This is a genomic window from Phnomibacter sp., assembly GCF_036803085.1.
GTDB lineage: Bacteria > Bacteroidota > Bacteroidia > Chitinophagales > Chitinophagaceae > Phnomibacter.
Window position 1 is genome coordinate 569,692 of record NZ_DAIRUZ010000001.1, and the last position, 16,951, is coordinate 586,642.

At 45.0% G+C, this 16,951-nt stretch carries 14 protein-coding genes; 6 read left to right on the plus strand and 8 right to left on the minus strand.

Going from position 1 to position 16,951, the window contains the following annotated elements:
- Nucleotides 1-2: 2 nt before the first annotated feature.
- Genes V7Q13_RS02440 through V7Q13_RS02450 form a run of 3 tightly spaced genes read right to left on the minus strand, consistent with a single transcriptional unit; the run spans nucleotide 3 to nucleotide 5,022 of the window.
- Nucleotides 3-989: an AAA family ATPase gene (locus tag V7Q13_RS02440; protein ID WP_333799095.1), complete on the minus strand. Its 987-nt coding sequence runs from the start codon at nucleotides 987-989 to the stop codon at nucleotides 3-5.
- A gap of 25 nt (nucleotides 990-1,014) precedes the next feature.
- A complete protein-coding gene (locus V7Q13_RS02445; protein ID WP_333799096.1) occupies nucleotides 1,015-3,648 on the minus strand; it encodes a transglutaminase domain-containing protein in 2,634 nt (877 codons plus the stop codon).
- 3 nt (nucleotides 3,649-3,651) lie between these two features.
- The gene (locus V7Q13_RS02450; protein ID WP_333799097.1) at nucleotides 3,652-5,022 is read right to left on the minus strand and encodes a DUF58 domain-containing protein; all 1,371 of its coding nucleotides are present in this window, start codon (nucleotides 5,020-5,022) and stop codon (nucleotides 3,652-3,654) included.
- 186 nt (nucleotides 5,023-5,208) lie between these two features.
- On the opposite strand from V7Q13_RS02450, the gene V7Q13_RS02455 reads away from it, so the two are divergent.
- From V7Q13_RS02455 to V7Q13_RS02465, 3 genes are all read left to right on the plus strand, one after another.
- Nucleotides 5,209-6,114, plus strand: a complete 906-nt coding sequence (locus tag V7Q13_RS02455) for a class I SAM-dependent methyltransferase (protein ID WP_333799098.1) — start codon at nucleotides 5,209-5,211, stop codon at nucleotides 6,112-6,114.
- A 233-nt stretch (nucleotides 6,115-6,347) separates the two neighbouring features.
- Entirely contained in the window at nucleotides 6,348-7,682 is a 1,335-nt protein-coding gene (locus V7Q13_RS02460; RefSeq protein ID WP_333799099.1) for an exonuclease domain-containing protein, read from the plus strand.
- Nucleotides 7,683-7,721: 39 nt separating this feature from the next.
- Nucleotides 7,722-8,192, plus strand: a complete 471-nt coding sequence (locus tag V7Q13_RS02465; RefSeq protein ID WP_333799100.1) for a hypothetical protein — start codon at nucleotides 7,722-7,724, stop codon at nucleotides 8,190-8,192.
- 3 nt (nucleotides 8,193-8,195) lie between these two features.
- On the opposite strand, the gene V7Q13_RS02470 is transcribed toward V7Q13_RS02465, so the two are convergent.
- From V7Q13_RS02470 to V7Q13_RS02490, 5 genes are all read right to left on the minus strand, one after another.
- Nucleotides 8,196-9,341 (minus strand): glycosyltransferase family 2 protein, encoded by a 1,146-nt coding sequence (locus tag V7Q13_RS02470; protein WP_333799101.1) that lies wholly within the window; start codon nucleotides 9,339-9,341, stop codon nucleotides 8,196-8,198.
- A gap of 99 nt (nucleotides 9,342-9,440) precedes the next feature.
- The gene (locus V7Q13_RS02475) at nucleotides 9,441-10,214 is read right to left on the minus strand and encodes a class I SAM-dependent methyltransferase (RefSeq protein WP_333799102.1); all 774 of its coding nucleotides are present in this window, start codon (nucleotides 10,212-10,214) and stop codon (nucleotides 9,441-9,443) included.
- A 13-nt stretch (nucleotides 10,215-10,227) separates the two neighbouring features.
- Nucleotides 10,228-11,355, minus strand: coding sequence for a glycosyltransferase family 4 protein (locus V7Q13_RS02480; RefSeq protein WP_333799103.1), 1,128 nt, complete (start codon nucleotides 11,353-11,355; stop codon nucleotides 10,228-10,230).
- 70 nt (nucleotides 11,356-11,425) lie between these two features.
- Nucleotides 11,426-12,427, minus strand: a complete 1,002-nt coding sequence (locus V7Q13_RS02485) for an NAD-dependent epimerase/dehydratase family protein (RefSeq protein WP_333799104.1) — start codon at nucleotides 12,425-12,427, stop codon at nucleotides 11,426-11,428.
- Between the two features lie 17 nt (nucleotides 12,428-12,444).
- Nucleotides 12,445-13,353 (minus strand): glycosyltransferase family 2 protein, encoded by a 909-nt coding sequence (locus V7Q13_RS02490; protein ID WP_333799105.1) that lies wholly within the window; start codon nucleotides 13,351-13,353, stop codon nucleotides 12,445-12,447.
- A 650-nt stretch (nucleotides 13,354-14,003) separates the two neighbouring features.
- Here V7Q13_RS02490 and V7Q13_RS02495 point away from each other — a divergent pair.
- The 3 genes from V7Q13_RS02495 (at nucleotide 14,004) to V7Q13_RS02505 (ending at nucleotide 16,905) form a co-directional block, all read left to right on the plus strand.
- Nucleotides 14,004-15,200: a glycosyltransferase family 2 protein gene (locus tag V7Q13_RS02495; protein ID WP_333799106.1), complete on the plus strand. Its 1,197-nt coding sequence runs from the start codon at nucleotides 14,004-14,006 to the stop codon at nucleotides 15,198-15,200.
- A gap of 23 nt (nucleotides 15,201-15,223) precedes the next feature.
- A complete protein-coding gene (locus V7Q13_RS02500) occupies nucleotides 15,224-15,589 on the plus strand; it encodes a response regulator (protein WP_333799107.1) in 366 nt (121 codons plus the stop codon).
- A gap of 77 nt (nucleotides 15,590-15,666) precedes the next feature.
- The gene (locus V7Q13_RS02505) at nucleotides 15,667-16,905 is read left to right on the plus strand and encodes a sugar transferase (protein WP_333799108.1); all 1,239 of its coding nucleotides are present in this window, start codon (nucleotides 15,667-15,669) and stop codon (nucleotides 16,903-16,905) included.
- Nucleotides 16,906-16,951: the final 46 nt, after the last annotated feature.

Genomic DNA, 16,951 nt, shown 5'->3' on the forward strand with positions numbered 1-16,951 from the left:
CGTTACTGTGTAATGCGCAGTTTATGTAAACGATCCATTTCTGTTTTCAAGATGCCGGGCAACGCATTGGCTTTGGCTTCTTTGTTGCGATACATCAGGCGGTGGTCCAGCACCGGAATCGTGAGGTCGAAGATGTCATCTTCGGTCACAAATGTGCGGCCGTTGACCAATGCGTATGCTTTCAGGCATTTCAAAAAGTTGATGCCGCTTCGGGTAGAAGCACCGAGAATAATCTCGGGATGACGGCGTGTTTCCCACACAATATTGCGTACGGCTTTCACCAACTCTTCGTGAATCGTTACCTGCTCTGCCTGCTCTTGCAAATTCAAAATTTCTTGCATGCTCAGCACTTGCTGAATGTGCTGCAGGTTGTTGGCAATGCCTAAGTAGTTATTGTAGATTTCCAACTCTGTTGTTTCATCTACATAACCAAAAATAATTTTGATAGAGAAGCGGTCCAGTTGTGCAGCAGGCAACGGATAAGTGCCTTCCATTTCTACCGGGTTTTGAGTAGCAATGGTGAAGAACAGCTTATTGAGTTTGTAAGTGGTGTCGCCAATGGTGATTTGATTTTCAGCCATACACTCCAGCAATGCCGATTGCACTTTGGGTGATGCCCGGTTGATTTCATCGGCCAGCAGTACGTTGGTAAACAATGGTCCTTTTTTGAAGACGAACTCTTTTTTGTCTTCGTCGTAAATGTGCGAACCGATAAGGTCCATCGGCAGCAGGTCGGGGGTAAACTGAATGCGTTTAAAACCCACGCTGCTATCGCCACCCATAGCACCGCTGATGCTTTGTGCCAGCGTTTTGGCCATTACGGTTTTCCCCGTGCCGGGATTGTCTTCCATTAAAATATGGCCCTTCGCCAGCAAGGCAGTCAAGATGTATTTGATTTGGTTGCGTTTGCCTCTTATAACAGTTTCAATATTATCAACCAATTGTTGCAGGTGCTGCATGGCCATTTCGGTTGCCTGAGTTTGCTCCATGGTGTTGTGTTTTATTGGCGGGTGGTTATGATGCGTATAATGATGGTTTACTAAAGAAACTGATGCTTCGGCGCAGGTTGAGCATGTGTGAGAAACGATGCTTGAATGGCAATTGTTTGCTCACTGTGTGAAGGGTAGAAGGATAGCAAGCTGCTGCTATTTCCAGGTCGCGGCTGTTGAGTGCTTGCTTGCTGTATTTCAATTTTTGATATACCTGCATGAAGCTTTCGAGCTGTGTGCCAAATTGTGCATCTACTTGTTGGCGGGCAAACTGCACGGGTGACAAACCTGTTTTTTCAATTCCCATTTGATGCAGGTAATACATCATGCTGAGGTAACGCCAGTATTGTTGAGTGGCTGGCTTGCCGGCTGTGGCTGCTCTCAAACGCAGGTATCGGAAAATGAGCCAGGGAAATGCCAGCAACAATACAATCGCGGCAACGGTGCCAATGGCAAGGTTGCGCCAAACGGCATTCCAGTCGGTGGGTTTATCTGGCACAGCTTGTTTATCCAGCGCTGCTTTTTCTTCTTCTGTCAGCATGATTTTGATTTCATCAATCGGTGCTGGTGTCGGAAAACGTTGCAGCAATGTAGTTGCGTTATCCGCTTCTGTTGGTTCAATTTCTTTGAACGTGTTGGCATAAGAAACCGCAACAATCTGTTGGCCTTTTTCCAATGCACTCAGGCTCACTACACCGGTGTCGTGGGTAATTTTTGCCATACTCACATCCATCAGCCAGGGCTGTGTGGGGTTTAGTTCGTAGGGCTGGTCCCAGTACAACATCTTCTCCAATTGCATGGTTACTTTTTTAGCTGCAGTATCTTTGCTCACTACAGTGCCGTTGGCTACCAGCCAAGCGGTTTGCGTAGCCAGTGGTGGTGTTTGGTCGGGTTGTGGTGCCTGTTGTTGTTCGGCATCGGGCACGGTGGTATCAAAATCTATCCAGCCATAACCCGGAAAATAAACCTGCACCCAGGCATGCGCCTGGTCTTCATAAAACCAATACCAGCCAGGATTTTTATTGCTTCGGTCAATGGTCATAAAGCCGGTAGCAATGCGGCTGGGTATGCCGAGTGAACGCAAGAGAAACAACGTGGCACCTGCATAATAAGCACAGTAACCTTTCTTATTGTCGAATAAAAAGTAGGTGAGTTTGTTGGCACTCGGAATGCCGGGTACGCCGGGGTTGTCGGAGTATTTAAAAGTTGGCTGGCCGTTTTCGTCTTTGCGCATAAAGAAGTCACGGATAGCAATGGCTTTATCAACGGTTGTGTTGGCACCGGTTTCAGTTACAATGCTTGCTGCCAGAGCTCTTATGCTGTCGTATTCTTCGCCATAGGGCATGCTGGTATAATACTGCATAAATGCAGCATTCGTTTGGCTGTAGTCTGGCGCTTCCCGCAGTATGCGGAAGCGTTCTTCCTGAAACTGCTCCAGCCATTGAGCACCGGCGGGGTTGTACACAAAGTAGGCGCTGTTCAGTTCACTCACCATCATCTTGGCCCGATAGGCACTGCGGTACACATCTTTGTTTTCATCGGGTACCGAAATCGGCTGCACAAAATAGGCGGTGGATGGAGCGGTAAACAATCTGGCACTGAGTTGTTTTTTGTACACTTCAACAGTAGCTGTGCGGCGCATTCTGCCATTGTTTGCGGAGTACAAAACGCTGGTGTCTTGCTTGGTAAAGAACAGCGGAATCTGGCTTACATCCGGACTAAACAAGTCATTGAAAGGCCGCAGGCTATCTACTTCAAAAGTTTGCGTTTCTATATCAAACTTGCTGTAGTAATCGGTGATGAAATACAGCGGGTTGGGTGTTTTGCCATCTACAAAAAAGTTGTCGAGTTTGGCTACAAACACCACTGAGTCTTTATTGGCTTTGTTGTTGAAAGCCGACAATCCCATGCCTTGGTTGGTGGTGGTGCCGCTGCCATCGTTGTGCGTCATGCCACTGCCTTTGTTGTTGCCTTCTTTGGGTTGTTGCTGGCTCCATTCTTTTTCTACGCCTTCATATTGCGGCTTCAGCCAATAGAGCAAACCGGCTATCAGCAATATCATTAAGGCCATAAAACCCAACATGCGGCGGGCCACTTTCCAAAACAGTGCCGGCTCTCGGGTGTTGATGTTGCGCAGCAACTCACTGATGTAAATGATGTAAAAGCTATATGCCAAAGTAGGGGCATACAAGGCTATCACCATGTTGCTTTGCAATGATGCAGTGGTTGCTACTACCACAGCCATTGCAGCCAACAGCAAAACCGACCACACAACGCTGAAAAAACGGGCCCTGGCAAAACCGTATCCTGCTATCCAGCCCGTACCAAAAAACAATGCTGCAGTATAAAATTTTACACTCCAGAAATACGCGTCCATTTCGCCGGTGAGTTGGGTTTCTACCAGCAAGCCGGTGCCGGCTACAATGGCCAGCAATACCAAGCTGATGGGTAAAAAACGAAACCTGCGGAGGAACAAAGAGAAGGCCGCCAGCATGCCCAATGCAAACTCGAGTGTTTGCATGCGCCAGCCATTTTGCAAAAAAGAAAAATATTGGTTGGCTTCGAAAATGGCATAGCCCACTACCGCAATTGTCGGCAGGCCAAGCAGCAGGTACAGGGCAGCTTCTTTTCTAAACGTGTATTGTTTCAGTTGCATCATGCCTTATCCAATTCTCAATGCATCGGCACCATGCTTTTGCAGTATTTGCAGCAGCAGTGCTTCATTGTCTTTTAGTTGTTTCAGCGTACTGTATTTCCCAATTTCTGTAAAACCTTGTTTCTCAAAATTGCCTTCTGGTTTAATAAAAATCCAGCGCAACCATTTGCCTATTTGCCGCTTGGGCATGCCTTTGCTCAACTCTACAAACACCAGCGTCGCTTTTTGTTGTTGGCGTTGCAGCAGTTGGTCCAGCTGTTGCGGGCTGCTCAGGCTTGAAAAACAAATCAATGCATGGCCTTTGGAAGGTACCACACTCAACAGGTCGTATTCGTGGTGCCAGTTGCTGGCCGATAAATTGTACTCCGTGGCTTGCTGCGCATTCGCAAAATTGCGGTTGGGCAGCAGTTGGTCGGGAATGAGTTTTACCAAACGCCCCGCTTTTTGCAACTGGCTGTACAGGCTCCAGCAGCTGATTTTGAAATGATCTAACCCACGTGTATTGACGAGGTAGTTATCATCCATACCAAGGCTGTCAAAAAAACTGGTGTACATGTAAATGTGCGAAGCGTATGGGTCGAGTATCTCGGGTATGCGTACCACGAGCTCTTTGTTTTTGGCGTAAATCTTCCACACAATGCGCCGTACATCGTCGTTGTCTTCAAAGTTTTTGTAGTTGATGTATTCGCCTTCTATGCGTTTCAGTTCTTCTATCCGCACGTTTTCCTGCTCGGTTCGCTGTGGCGACACCATGGCTGTTTCCTGCTCCCGCTGGCGGGGTTTGGTGTAAAAAGATTGCTTCACCGGTATCCGCAAACTGAAACTGAAAAACTGAAACAGGTCTTCGAAGTACACCAGCATTTGCTCAATATCATACTCCCGAATGGCGGGCAAAGGCCAATAATACCAACCGGCTTTTTGCGAAGTAAACCAACCCTTTTGCTGGCTATTGCTCACCAGCGAAAATTTGGGCGACAATTTGATGCCATCGTACAACAAACGGTATCTCAAAAAACCAAACAGCGGCTGCCATAAGGGTTGAATTTGAATCGTGATTTTACGGCCACCATAATCGTCGCCATCTTCGGCATGGGCAATGTTTACCTGCACCCGCCTTTTTTTGATGTGCCATGCCAGCCACAAAAACGGCAGCAGTGTAGTGGTGAGGCAAAAAGCAATGAGCACTAACACGGCACTAAAAGCTGCTTTAATGAGCAGTTGCAACAAGGAGCCGGTAAAAGATGGATCGGTAGGTAACTGGCGTTGCAGCCACCACCAGGCTATGGCCGTGGCCAATACAAACAGCAACAGATAGAGCCGTACCGGTACAAAAAGGGAGAAGTATGACAGGCGCTGGCGCCAGGTGGGATGGTTCATAAATATTGCGTACGCAAAATACTACGTTAGTCGTTGCAACAGATGCCCGCAATACACCAAATACACACAAATAAAATGTAAAAACCTGCTGTTGTGTAAGCAACAAATTGGCTTGTACAATTCCGCACATTATTTGCCTGTGGCCATTGCCTTTTTCTGTGCTCTCAAATCCTACATTTGCGCACCATGTCTGTATCTGTAGTTGAGTATACTTCTTGTCCGGTGTGTGGCAGCAGCCGCATTGCCCATGTTATGTCCTGCAAGGATTACACCGTGAGTGGCGAGCAGTTTTCCATTGCAGCATGTGCCGATTGTACCGTGCGGTTTACGCAGTCCGTACCCGATGCTGCGCATATCGGTCCTTACTACCAATCCGACAGTTACATTTCGCACAGCGATACCGACAAAGGCCTCATCAGCAAACTCTACAAGCTGGCCCGTACTTACACACTGGCCAAAAAACGGAAAGATGTACAACGGGCGACACAGCGGCGCACCGGCCAATTGCTGGATGTGGGCTGCGGTACCGGTGCTTTTTTGCATGCCATGCAGCAGGCGGGTTGGCAGGTTACCGGTCTGGAGCCCGATGCCACCGCAAGGGCCAATGCTCAACGCTTATACCAGCTGCAGCCGCAAGATCCAGCAGCATTGTACCACATGCCGGCGCAGCAGTTTGATGCCATCACCATGTGGCATGTGCTCGAACACATTCATGATTTGCATGGCTATCTCAATGCTTTTCAGCATTGCCTCAAAGCCGATGGAACCCTCATGATTGCCGTGCCCAACTACCTCAGTAAAGACGCACAGCAATATGGCCGCCATTGGGCTGCTTACGATGTGCCGCGTCACCTCTATCATTTTACCCCAGCCAGTATTGAAGTGCTGGCTCGTCAGCATGGTTTTGTGGTAAAAAAAATACAGCCCATGTGGCTTGATGCTTTTTACATCGCCATGCTCAGCGAACAATACCAGCAGGGCAAAGGCAATTTGCCCGCCGCATTTTTGGCGGGATTGCGCAGCGTGTGGCATGCGTATCGCCACCCCGGCACCTGCAGCTCACAAGTGTACTGGCTGCAAAAGCAAGCTTAGTTTTTTTGGGTACGAGCAGTTGAGCCCTGTGGCGTCCAAGTTGTGTCACTCCCTTCATCTGCATCGCTTTATGGCAACAATTTCGCACAGAGGACACAGAGGGCTCGAAGTTTATTTTTCATCTGCGTAAATCCATTACATCCTTTCAATCCGCGTCCCATTATCTGCGTCCCCATTTATTCATCCTACGCATAAGCCACAAACTAAAACCTTTAGCATTATCTTCGTGGCACATGTATGCCATAGTAGATATTGAAACCACCGGAGGCAATGCCAGTAGTGGCGGTATTACCGAAGTAGCCATCGTATTGCACAACGGCCTCGAGGTAGAAGGCCGGTTTGAAACCCTCATCAATCCAGAGCAACACATACCGGCTTACATTACAGCACTTACCGGCATCAGCAATTACATGCTGGCCGATGCACCGACATTTCCCGAAGTAGCCGACCGCATTTTTCGTTTGTTGCAAGGGCGGGTGTTTGTGGCACACAATGTCAATTTCGATTTTTCTTTTCTGCACCATCATTTACAAATGAACGGCTATCAGTGGCAGGCAAAAAAGCTGTGTACCGTTCGCTATGCCCGCAAAGTGGTACCGGGTTTGCCATCGTATAGTTTGGGCAATTTGTGCCGGAGTGTAGGTATCGACATCAGCAACCGACACCGTGCCGGTGGTGATGCCATGGCCACGGTAGAACTGTTCGAACATTTGCTGGCCAACGACCCAGAGCAAAAGCATTTGCAACATTTTCTGAAAGGCAAAACACCCGATACGTATTTGCCCATGCATGTGCCCGCAGAGCAATTGCATCAGTTGCCATTTTGTCCCGGCGTATATTATTTCAAAGACCAGCAGGGCAAAGTGGTGTATGTAGGCAAGGCTAAAAATTTGAAATACCGGGTACGCAGCCATTTTGCCAACAACAGCGGTAGCAAACGCAAGCAGGATTTCATCCGGCTCATCCACAACATTGAATACAAAGCCTGCCTTACTGAAATGCATGCATTGGTGCTGGAAGAACTGGAGATCAAAAGAATTTGGCCATTGTACAACCGCAGCCAAAAAAGACCGGTGCAACTCTATGGCTTGTATGCCCTGCATGACCAGCGTGGATTTATGCGGTTGGCCGTAGAAAAACGCAAAAAGAATTTACCTGCCATTGCTAGTTTTCACCGTTCTGAAGAAGGCTATATGTTGGGCCGAAAACTCATGCAGCAATTTGATATCAACGAGCAACTCTTGTTTGTAACCGGGCAAGTACAAGAGCCGGCAGAACATTACGAACAACACAACGGCAAGATGGAAGCAGCCATTGATTTTTTGCAAGAGCAGTTGCCCACCTGCGTGATGTACGAGTGGGGCGAAACAGAAAAAGGCGAACCCGCCACGGTGTTGTATTCCATCGAAAAAGGATTGTTTACAGGATGGGCTACCATTCCGCAGCATATAGTGCCCATTGATCGTACAGCTTTCAACTGGCATATCTGTTCCGATAATGAATACATAAGAGCCATGTTGTTTCGATTTGCCGATGCACATCCTGAGCAGTGTGTGCTGAATTGTTAATCTCTGATGCACTTCATGTTTTTTTATTTTTTTTGAGACATGAAGAAACTCACCATCCCATTTGTGTTTGCTATTGTTTGTGCTGCATGCGGCGGCAATAGTCAATCCGGATCAGCGGATATAGCTGATTCTACCAACGCACCCAGCGAAACGGCGCTGTCACTCGTTAGAGACAACGTCAATCCAAAGCCTGTTGCCAGTTTCGAGAAAAAGATTCCGAACGAATTGAACAATTGGTACTTCAGGGTGCAGTTGTATGAAACACCCAATCGCTTTCAATACAAGCTGTCGATGCAGTATCAGGAAGTAAAAGGAGAGGATACACTTCGCATTCCCAACCTGGGCAAAGAGCCGAGAGTGGAGATAAAACCCGGCAAATCTGAATACAGTTGCATCCTTGGCTTTTATGATCAGGACGGAGTATACAGAGAATACAAAGAAGTGTCGGTAAAAGATGAGTCGTTGAGTTTGACAACACTGAAACGATACGCCGTTTCTGGTGGCGAATAACATTTAAAGTGCTTGTTGCTTTTCTGCAGCAAGCACTTCTTCTATGTACACTACATTGGTGTGTTCTGTTTTCAAAAAACTTTTAGAAGCCCGCTTTATTTTCAACAACGAAAGCAGCTGACGAAAAGCAAAGGCAGGAAGCATCCAAACATGCCTACGCATGGCACTGTTACTGGTATGTGTGGCTACAATGCCGGCAATGCCCACAAAAAATGCCAGCATGATTGAAGCCCACACAAAAAACATCGTCCAGCTGACAAATGCGGCTATGGCAGTCAGGAATAAGCCAGCACCAACCACCATAAACAAAGGAGGTCGCAACAGCATCAATGCAAAGTAGATGAGGTTTGCATTTAATCGCTTCATGCCGGTCATCAACACTTCCCATCCATATTTCATGTACTTAAACTGTGCATGAATCCAGCGGGTACGTTGTTTTTCCAAGGCCTTGCCATCCGTTATTTTTTCATCATAAATAATAGCGTGTTCTGCAAAACCAATTTGTGGTACCCGTTGCACCAAATGGGCTTGTAGTTTTTTATCAAAGCCGCCAAGAAAATGTTTGTACTCTACTTCTTTGTACAAAGGAATGTGTACCGCTACGCCCGAACCCCAAATGGCGGCCGAAAAGCCAATGTCCATACGCATTTTGCGTTCGAGGAAGAAGTTGAATATGTCGCCAATGGCATCCATTTTAGCAAAAGATGTATTGGTGTTTTTGGCTTTAAAATTGGCCTGCACAGCCAGATAGCCCGCCTGAAAAAAGCGGTTCAGTTCTGCCAGAAAATTGGGGTGCAACAAGCTGTCTACATCCAAAATAATCACAGCATCGAGGCTGTCATCAAAATGATCTAATGCGTATTGAATGGATTTAATTTTTGCATGCAGGGCAGGAGCGGGGCGAAGTACTTGTACTCTTTCATCAGTAAAGTGCAGGTTGCTGATATCACAATCATCGGCTACTACATACGCTTTGAAATGAGGATGCGTTTGCTTGAGAATGGAATCTACAAGCGGGTCTATAAATCGGGTGTCCTGATGTGCCGTAATAATAAGTCCAAAAGAAAAATCACGATTGTGCAACACGGGCAAAGGATGGCGGTAGTTTTTACCCAGCACGATTCTTCTTACCCAATACACAGCCAGCATGAACAATGGTGTGACCAAATAAAAGGCCAGCAGCCCTTGCACAAGGTAAAGAAGCCAAAGAAGTACCTGTTGTAAAATATGCATGAGGAGGTTGTCGTCTTAAGCTGCGGATTGTTTTTTCCAGACAGTGAAAAAACCACCTGCCAAAGCATGTGGCAGATAGTCGGCCAGCTTGCCATCTACTTTTTGCAGCAATCCCGATTTTTTGGTCACCAATGAAAATGGAAATACATCATCAATAAAATTGCTGTTGCCAAAAGCAGTGATGGCAAAGCCAGTTTCGGCAGCCATTTTTTCCAAATCTTTTTGGGTGAAAAACTGAATGTGATCAAGGTTGTCGGCGCTGGATTGTGTGGTAGTGCCACTATAGCCAAGTAGTTTCTTTACCCGGTTGGTAAACCGCCAGGTAGCATTCTGTTTTTTCTGCATGTTGATGACAGGTTTTGTAACCAACACTTCTCTGGGGCCCATGCCATTGGGCACGGTTACCACCAAAATGCCATTGTCTTTAATGGCTTCGTGTAGCACAGCGAGCAACTTTGTCGGTTCACTCAGGTGCTCCAGCACTTCACTGCAAATTACCACGTCGTATGTTTTGCCCTCGGCAGTCAGCGCTTCTGCACTTTTTACCATAAACTGTACGTTTGGCAGTTTGTTTAAAGCCGATGCTTTGGCAATGGTTTTATCGCTTACGTCTACGCCCAATACATTATATCCGTGGCTGCCAATAAAGCGACTGATAACGCCATTGCCACAACCTACATCGAGCACGGTGCCGCTATCGCCAATGTTTTTGCGAATAGCATCCAATATAAAATGAAGGCGTTTTATATCTGCGTAACGGGAGAATTCATATTGCGCATTATTTTTCATGGGTGGGTATGTTTCAGTTTTTTGAAATAAGTGATTGATAGACCTGCTCAATTTGGCGGGTCATTTCTGCGGCACTAAAATCATGAATAATATCAGCACGGGCTTGCTGTCCTAATGCATCACGAAGCTGCGGTTGTGCAGCCAGTTGGCAAATGCTTTCTGCGAGGGAAGTTGAAATGTCGGCGCCTTGCACCAACAAACCGTTTTGTGTATGCCGGATGATTTCACGGGTGCCATCTACATTGGTGCCAATAACAGCTTTGGCCATGGCCATGGCTTCGAGCAAACCAATGGGCAAACCTTCCCAAATAGAAGGCAGTACATACACATCAATGGCTGCCAGCACCTGTGGCACATCTGATCTGAAATTGGAGAACGTTATATGTGTGTCAATGCCCAATTGTTTGGCCAAGGCTTCACCTTCCTGTCGCTGGTCGCCTTCGCCCACCATTAGCAAATGCAGTTGAGTATTTTGGGCTATGGCTTTTGCAAAAGCCCTGAGCAACAACAATGGTTGCTTGTGTTCTGTAAAACGTGCCACAAATCCGATAAGCGTTACGTTGTCGGGTATGTTCAGTTCTTGCCGAACAGTTGATGTAACTGTGGCCGGATTGAATTTGAGTTGATCAATACCATTGTTAATGACAACTGATTGAAAACTGCTGATTTCTTGCTGACCGCTTTCCTGATTGCTTTTGGATACAGAAATATTGGTGCTTGACAAATTGGTAATAAGGCGTTCACCCATCACCCGAAGATTGAACACCAATGGCGATTGTTCTTTGTGAAAAGACCAGCCATGTACTGTATATACTAATGGAATGTGTTGCCTCTTGGCCGTCCATAATAGGTTGGAAGCAGCTCGGGTGCCGTGTGCATGTATAAGGGCAAACTTATAGGGTTTGGCAAATGCCGCCACTTTACCCCAAATGCTTACATCGAATGGCTTTTCGGTGTAAATGACTTCGGTGTGTATGCCCATTTTACGGAGTGCGTCAACCATGGGACCTTCTGTAAACGACAATACAACGGGGTTGTATTTGTTTCTGTCAATGTTTTCCATCAGGCTGAGCAAGTGGGTTTCGCCACCACCTACCTGTCCCTGGCGTATGCATTGCAGTATGTTGATTGGTTGATTCATGTGTGTAGTTGCAAAAGCATCAAACTACCGGTCTTCATTTTCCGGTTGTTTGATGCTTTTGAGAAAGTGTTTATTTGGTAATCACCTGCCAGCCGTCGGGCAGTTTTTCGGTGATTTCGATATTGCCAAATTCCTGGCTTTGGCGGGCACCCACTCTGCGGGCCCATGAAGCCATTTTAGCAATGCCATCTTTCAACGACAGGTTGAGGCCTGCGCCAAATACTTTATGTGCTTTAGCATGACTGCTGTAGGCATGCAACACTTCATTGCGGGCACTCAGGTAGTTAATGTTTGGTGTTACACCAAATTCCGCACAAACCACTTCTGCCAGTTCATTTACGGTGTAAGGTTTGTCGGCGCCGATATTGAAAGTTTCGTTGTAAGAAGCTTCAACGTCTACACATTTAGCAATGGGAATTGCAACATCGTCGATATAGCTGAAGGCACGGGTTTGCGTACCATCGCCAAAAATGGTAAGCTGCTTTCCCTGCATAATCTGGTTCATGAAAATGCCAATTACGTTCCGGTATTTATCGCCAATATTTTGGTTTTCGCCATATACATTGTGCGGACGGAAAACCACATAGTTCAGGCCAAACATTTCATGGGCAGCTTTCAAATCGAGTTCTACTGCATACTTCGATACGCCGTAAGGATCTTCAGGTATCGGTGTCATTTCCTCGGTCATGGGCAGTTGGCCTTTGCCATACACCGCAATGCTCGACGTAAATACAAAGCACTTTACTTTATGCTTTACCGATTCGTTAATCAGGTTTACACTTCCAATCAGGTTATTGGTATAGTTGAAATTGCGGATAAAATGGGAGAGACCTTCTGCTGCATAAGCAGCCAAATGGTAAACATAGGTGAATTGGTATTTGCTGAAAAGCTGTTGAACCAACGCAGCGTCAGCAACACTGCCTTTTTCGAAAATAGCACCTTCGGGTATATGGTCTTCGAAGCCACCGCTAAGGTCGTCGAGTACCACTACTTTGTGGCCCATATCCATGCAATGCTTTGCAACGTGTGATCCAATAAAACCAGCACCGCCGGTAATTAATGAAGTAATCATAATTGTGATTGTTTGATTTAGGTGGGGGAATATTTTGATGTTGTGAAGTTCCAGGCAATGCCTTTCCAGAAAGATTTCAGGTGCTCTTTTTGCCCGTTGGTTATAAAGCGCAGCACTGTTTTTGGAAAGGTGAGAAATGCGAAAAACAAAGAGAAGCAAAGGAATTGCCATGCGTTGGAGTTACGGCGCATATACAATATTCTGTTTCGGGTATGATAATAAACCTTGATAGCACTTTGCTTACCCATGGTGATGGATTCTTTGTGGTAAATAAGTGCCGTCGCTTGATAATAAATTTTGTATCCGGCTTTTTTTATGCGGCTACTCCAGTCCCATTCTTCGTAATAGATAAAGAACTTCTCTGGAAACATGCCCACTTTGTCAATCACTTCTCTTTTTACCAACATGGCGCAGCCGTGGGCTCCATGAGTGTAGCCGGATGTATCGTGTTGCCCCTTGTCTTCTTCTTTACTGCCTACAGCCGAGGCTCTGCCGGTAAAGACATCGATTTCATTAAACCCGGCATATTGAATCACATTGGGGTGATGGTAAAAACGGATTTTGGGAGAGGTGACGCCAATAGTTGGGTCACTATGAAATGGTGCCAACAGTTCATCGAGCAAATCGGGCGTTACTTCGGTATCATTATTTACTATAAACACATAATCACCTTTTGCCTGGCGCATGCCCCAATTGTTGCCGCCGGTAAAGCCTAGGTTTTCTTCGCTACGCAGCACCCGGGTATTGGGAATATTCAAGGCATTAATTTCATCCGTTGGGTCAATGTTGGAGCCCATGTCACACACCAACGTTTCAAAGTTTCTAAACTTCAGTAACTCTGTTGATTTTAGAAAATCAATGGTAATAGGTGTTTGATTATAATTGAGTGTGACTATAGAAATGAAGGGGAGAGGTTGGTGGGTCATAAGCAGATAGGATAAATGAATAAGCGTTTCCGGCTATTGGGTATGAAATCGAAGCTAACAATAATTAAAGGTTGAACAATTATTTTGATGCATTATGATAGAAAAATGCAAAGGTTGTCCTGTACGGACTTGTAAAAAGGGGTTTAAGGGTAAAACAAAGTCGGCACGCTAAAATAGTAGAAAAAATAAATGATGCATTCAGTTTTTATATAAAATCCTAGTTATCAATATGGAATGAAAGGCTACGTAAAATGAATTTCGACTGGTTCGTATACTCATTTGCCACTTTGGTAGAGAAACCCAAAAAAAAATTTGCTTTTTATCAAATTGCATGTACTTTCGAACTGTGGTTAAACTTCTATGTTTATCACAAACCCCCTAAACGAAAGAAAAAACCTAAACCAACACCCTTAAACAACAAAATTCTCCCAAACCCGGTTTTCTATTACCTTTTTATCCAGTATTACTTGTAGTTAAAACTCAAGTTAAATTATTGTGTTGTCTACCCTTAACTCATGACATCACAATGCTGGTTTCCAACGTTGCCATCCATCCGTAAGTGGATGTGACTATTGTTGTCACTTCTACTGCTGATGAGCTGACTGGTAATAGTTTCCCTGGTGTGGCCCACGCAAGCAACCCTTAAACGCATGAACACACTTCTTCACATACTTCTTTGGTCTAGCCTGGCTATTGTGATATACACCTACTTCGGTTACGGTGTTATTACATACCTACTCGTAAGGGCAAAGCAATTTTTTGGCAAAACTGAGGCCAATAAGTTATCTGAAAAGCCTTTCCAGCCAAGCGTTTCATTGATTATTGCAGCTTACAACGAGGCTGATTGCATTCAGGCCAAAATCGAAAATTCGCTATCGCAACAATATCCAGCTGAACAATTAGAAATCATAGTAATTACTGATGGTTCTGATGACGCTACACCTGCAATTGTTTCGGGTTTCGAACCTCGGGTCAAGCTCATGCATCAGCCAGCAAGAATGGGTAAAACAGCTGCATTGAATCGTGCTGTAGCCCATGCATCAAATGAAATTTTGATTTTTAGTGATGCGAATACGATGCTCAACAAAGATGCAGTTGCGAACATTGCCAAACATTACTCCAATCCTAAAGTGGGCGGTGTGAGTGGCGAAAAACGTATTGTTTCCGCCATTGGTGTTGGTGCTGTGGCTGAAGAAGGTTTGTATTGGAAGTATGAATCATTCTTGAAAAAGCTCGACTCTGATTTGCACACTGTAGTGGGTGCTGCTGGTGAGCTTTTTTCAGTGCGGAAAAGCCTTTACGAGGCTGTAGGCAACAACATTATTTTGGATGATTTCTATATTTCGTTGGGCGTATGTGAACGTGGGTATTTGGTAAAGTACGAACCTACTGCTTACGGAGAGGAATTGCCTTCGCAAAATGTAAAGGAAGAAGAGAAGCGAAAAATCAGAATAGCAGCTGGCGGTTTTCAAGCCATGCAAATTTTTGCTTCACTTATGAATCCATTGCGTTTTGGAATGCTCAGTTTTCAATATGTTTCTCACAGGGTTTTGCGTTGGGCATTGTGTCCTTTTTTGTTGCCGGTTATATTGCTGAGTAATTTGTTACTTGTTTTATTAAGCCCATCATTACCTATCCAATTGTTATTAATTGCTCAAGTGGCTTTTTATTCTTTAGCCATTGCCGGTGGGATTTTCAATCGATTGAATATCAGTTATAGAATACTAAACGTACCCTACTATTTCTTGTTTATGAACGTGGCTGTTTATTTCGGATTGAAAAAGTTTTTGCAGAATAATCAGTCAGCTGTTTGGGAACGATCTGCCCGAACTAAACTCTCCGCTTAAGAAAAACCCTTACCCTACCTATCATGAAAAAAATTCTCTTCATCGACAATTCGAAGCCAATCCGGCTTTTGTTGTACAATCTTTTTAAGAAAGATTATGATGTAGTAACCGTACCAGACAGTGCTACCGCATTGTATCAAATTTCAGAAGTTGGTAAACCCGATGTCATCATCATAGATCCTTCTGAGGCGACAAACTCTAAAGACTATCAATTTATGCAGTACATCAAAAACAGTATTGTATTTAAGCATATTCCGATAGTAGTACTTACAAAAGATGCTGGTAATATCGAATCATTTGTGCCGAAAGAAACCATCAGCATGTACATGGAAAAACCATTTGATCCGGTAAAGTTGCGTGGTTGCATTGTGAATTTGCTGGCTAGTTAAAAACAAATGAATCCTTGACATAAACATCTCTAAGACTTAACACACCTGCACTGCGCTTCAGTAAAAAAAAGCTCAGTGTGCAAACGACTCATCAATACCCTCTTCTTTCTCCAACAAACCCTAAACGTATGATTACACACAACATTCATTCCAATTTGCTGGTATCACCAGTGGTACAATTCAAAGCAATTGGCAATCGGTCATTTCATGTTTCTGAAACAGTTCGTGGGTTAGATGCACTCATCATTAGCTTACCTGGTTACTTACTTCATTCTGATGATTGGAGTATAGTTCCGGAATCGAAAGTGATGCACTCTCTTTCAGAATCGAAAAACATGCTTTTGGAGATGGTACATGCCGGTGTAAAACTCCCGAAGATCATCGTGTATGAGGGCCGGATACGTTTTGCAGAGCTCCGCCAGTTTTATGCTTTTCTGGAAGCAACAAAGGAACTGCGCAAAATTCCCTTCGTTTATCACTACGTAGGCGAAGGTGTGTTTACCAAGGATGAACTGTACGAGATGGTAAAGTGCCGTTTGTTTGATGATGTCATTAGTCAAAATGAAAATGCGCAAACTTTAATGGCTGGTGCAGAAATTTTGCGCAGCATGAAGGAGATGAAAGCTGGCTTGCGTGTTCCTGCTGCGCCTGTTGCAGAATTGCACAAATCGCAAAACAAGCTTGATGTTGATTTGGTGCTTAAAAGAGCTTTAGATATTGTTGTTTCTTCTGTTGCCCTGTTGGTTCTTATGCCCTTAATGCTTTTGATTGCATTATGCATTTTTTGCGAATCACGGGGCCCGATTTTTTACATTTCGAAAAGGGCTGGTCGTGGATTTGATGTGTTCAATTTTTACAAGTTCAGAACCATGGTGGTAGACGCAGATCAGAAACTGGATGAGTATGCAAAGCTCAATCAGTATGCTGGTGATGCAGACAATTGTGAAGGCCCCAAATTTTTTAAAATTGACAACGACCCCAGAGTTACCCGATTGGGTTGTTTTTTGCGTAAAACCAGTTTAGATGAACTGCCTCAATTATTGAACGTATTGAAGGGAGATATGTCTTTGGTTGGTAATCGTCCCTTGCCGCTCTATGAAGCCGCTACGCTTACTTGCAATGAATGGGCTGAAAGATTTTTGGCCCCTGCTGGTATTACAGGTTTATGGCAGATCAGCAAGCGTGGAAAAGCAAATATGTCTGTGAATGAACGTGTAGATCTTGATATTGAATATTCCAGAAATTTCGGTTTTTTCTACGACTTACGCATCATGGCCAAAACCCCTTCAGCGATGTTTCAAGATGCAAATGTGTAATGTGTTTTTTCTCCTTATTCAAATAGTTCCTTAGTCACCTTCTTAC